At 69.0% G+C, this 2,971-nt stretch carries 2 protein-coding genes, 1 other RNA gene and 1 pseudogene; 3 read left to right on the top strand and 1 reads right to left on the bottom strand.

The window, feature by feature from the left end; translation table 11 throughout:
- Window positions 1–224 (top strand): annotated as a pseudogene (locus tag BGO15_RS00060) (ROK family protein); the annotation flags it as partial.
- Between the two features lie 9 nt (window positions 225–233).
- On the opposite strand, the gene rnpB reads toward BGO15_RS00060, so the two are convergent.
- An RNA gene (gene rnpB, locus BGO15_RS00055) (RNase P RNA component class A) lies at window positions 234–601 on the bottom strand.
- A 171-nt stretch (window positions 602–772) separates the two neighbouring features.
- Between rnpB and BGO15_RS00050 the strand changes: the two genes are divergently transcribed.
- Both BGO15_RS00050 and BGO15_RS00045 read left to right on the top strand, forming a co-directional pair.
- Window positions 773–1,420 (top strand): cell wall protein, encoded by a 648-nt coding sequence (locus tag BGO15_RS00050; protein ID WP_286746432.1) that lies wholly within the window; start codon window positions 773–775, stop codon window positions 1,418–1,420.
- A 4-nt stretch (window positions 1,421–1,424) separates the two neighbouring features.
- The coding region (locus BGO15_RS00045) for a DUF4012 domain-containing protein (protein WP_286746429.1) at window positions 1,425–2,971 on the top strand (1,547 nt) is incomplete at its 3' end.

The raw sequence follows: 2,971 nt of genomic DNA, 5'->3' as shown, positions 1-2,971 counted from the left end.
TGGAGCGAGAGAACCTGGACTGGGAGCAGTGGACCAAGCGGCTGCAGTGGTACTACGACTACCTCGAGTTCCTGTTCAGTCCCGACCTGTTCGTCGTCGGCGGCGGGGTGTCGAAGCACTCGGACGAATTCCTTCCGCTGCTCTCGCTGAAGACACCCATCGTGCCGGCGGTGCATCGCAACAACGCCGGCATCATCGGAGCGGCGGCACTCGCAGCCGACTGAGCGAGAGGGCGAATGGGCCGGCCTGTACGCCGGGTTCTGTCCGGGGGCCGGAGCCCCGTGGACGGTCATCTCTCTCGGCGACACGTTGCCGTGCCGCTCCAGCGGCCTACCCGGGGACTCGGCGGGCCGCGTCGTCATCCCCTGTCTGGCCTTGCTCCGGGCGAGGTTTGCCGTGCGGATCGCGTCACCGCGATCCCGGTGGTCTCTTACACCGCCCTTTCACCCTTACCGGGGCGGACCCCGGCGGTCTTCTCTCTGTGGCACTGTCTCGCGGATCACTCCGGGTGGGGGTTACCCACCGCCCTGCCCTGTGGAGCCCGGACGTTCCTCGGCGCAACGCGGCGAACCGCGCGCGACGCGACCGTCCAGCCGACCCATTCGCGTCAGCAGTCTAGGCGTCCGACGGTGGCCGCGACACACCGGTCGACGCGATGTCGCGCGACAGACCGCGAGGCACTATAGTGAACTGACTGGCCCGACTGGGGACGGCCAGCTTCGACCCGCCTGGGAACGAGTCGATACTTCACGGCCTACTGGGGAGGCTAGAGATGTTCCGCAAACTCGCTGCTGCGGTGGCTGTCGCCGCTGCACTGACGATCGCTCTGCCGACTGCTGCACTCGCAGCGGACGACAACTACACGCCGAGCACGCCTACGGCACCGACGCTCGCAGGCTCGAGCGCCGCCGGCGCGTGCGAGGGCAACGTGCCGTGGATCACCTACAAGGTGACCATGACCGATCCGGACAACCAGGCCACGAGCCACACGGCTTACCTGGTCCTGTCGGACGGCACGAACACCACGTCGATCCTGCTCGGCGACCTCGTGGACAACCAGCTCTCGGGCAAGGTGCTGTGGCCGGGTGCGTCCGTCGGAGCCGACGGCAAGGGCACCAGCTGGCCGGGCTGGGAGCAGAAGGACGGCCAGTGGGTTCAGACCGGGGGCAACTTCGGCTGGACGCGTGGTGCCATCACCGCTGAGATCAAGGTGAACCCGGACCTCACGGTTCCGCTCTCCTACCCGGCAGCGACCTCCGCCTGCGCGACGGCCATCGAGGGCCAGCCCGCGGCCGACCCGTCGGGCACGCTGCCCGTGACCGGGCTTGGTGTCGCGGTCCTGCCGATCGGCCTGGCCGGCGGCGCGATCGTTGTCCTCGGCGCGGCGCTCCTGCTGACGCGTCGACTCCGTCGACACTGACCGTATGACGAACCGAACGGAGGCGTCGCGCCCGCGGCGCCTCCGAACGGTGCTCTTCGTCGGCCTGGGCATCGTCGCGATCGTCGTGATCGCCGCGGCCTGGGTGGGCGTACGGGCGCTCTTGGCCAAGGGTGAGCTGGACGCCATCGTCCCGCTCGTCGACGACGTCAAGTCGGCTGCGAGCGACCGCGATCTGAATCGCATCGACACTCTCGCGAGTGAGCTGGCCGACCACGCCGAGCGTGCGACCGCCCTCACGTCGGACCCCGTATGGCGGACGGCGGAGGCGGTGCCCTGGCTGGGTCCCAATCTCGCGGCGGTCCGGATCGCGTCTTCGCAGCTCGACCAGATGAGCCGGAAGGTCGTCCAGCCGCTCGTCAAGGTCGCGCAGCAGGAGCAGAAGACCTCGTCCGGTGGGTCCCTGGACATCGCCGGCATCTCTGCGGCCGTCAAACCGCTCGCCGTCGCGGCGTCCACGACGCATCGGGCTGCCCGGGATCTGGCGGCGATCGACACGGACGCCTTGATCGCGCCGCTGGCCTCCGGCATCCATCGGCTGTCCACAGTCGTGGACAGCGCGGATGCCACACTCGGCTCGCTCTCGAAGGTCGCCACGGTGGTCCCGGGGCTGGTCGGGGCTGACGGCCCTCGCACGCTGCTCCTCGTGATCCAGAACAACGCCGAGCTGCGGACCGGGGGCGGCATCACCGGTACCTTCATCCAGGTCCGGGTGGCTGACGGCCGACTCGCGCTGACCGGGATCGCGGATTCCAGCCAGTTCCGGCGTCGGGACGCATCGATCATCCCTGTGCCCGCGTCGCTCACGTCTCTCTACGGCGATGTTGCAGGGCGCTTCGTCCAGGACGCCTCCATCCCTGCCGACTTCGAGCTCACCGGACGACTCGTCTCGGCGTGGTGGGCCTCGCGCGCGGGGACCGCTCCGGACGCCGTGGTGTCGATCGATCCGTTCGTACTCAAGTCGCTCCTCTCGGTCACCGGACCGGTCGTCCTCCCGGACGGCAGCACGCTGACCGCGAGCAACCTCGTCAAGCGCCTGCTCGTCGACCCCTACATGACCATGACGACCGAGCAGCAGACCGCCTTCTTCGCCGAGGCGACGTCGGCGATGTTCGCCCGCCTCTTCGGAAAGGGCCTCGACCCGTTGGCATGGGTGCAGGGCCTCCAGGATCCGGTCCGCGAAGGGCGGATCTCTGTGTGGAGCGCGGACGTGTCCGAGCAGAAGCGGCTCACCGCCACGGTCCTCGGCGGTCCCGCAGTGCGCCAGACGCTCTCGGGGAAGGACGCGTATGCGGTCTACCTCAACGACCGCGACGGCGGCAAGATGGGGACGTTCCTGAAGACGTCGATCACCGCGGGCACGGCGCAATGCCGGCAAGACGGGGTGAGGACGGTCGGCATCGACGTGTCCCTCACCAGCACCGCTCCCGCGAACGCGGCGTCCCTGCCGGTCAGTATGACCGGCGGAGGCCTGTACGGCGCGAAGGCGGGTGACATCGGGCTCATCGTCTCGGTGTCCGCTCCGAAGAAGGC

It is taken from the genome of Microbacterium sp. 71-23, assembly GCF_001897265.1.
Lineage (GTDB): Bacteria > Actinomycetota > Actinomycetes > Actinomycetales > Microbacteriaceae > Microbacterium > Microbacterium ginsengisoli.
Note: the sequence above shows the minus strand (reverse complement) of the source record. Positions and strands in the feature narration are given on the sequence as shown.

Bases quoted from the DNA above. Each gene is read 5' to 3' on its own strand.
- BGO15_RS00050 (WP_286746432.1), top strand. From the start codon at position 773: ATGTTCCGCAAACTCGCTGCTGCGGTGGCTGTCGCCGCTGCACTGACG.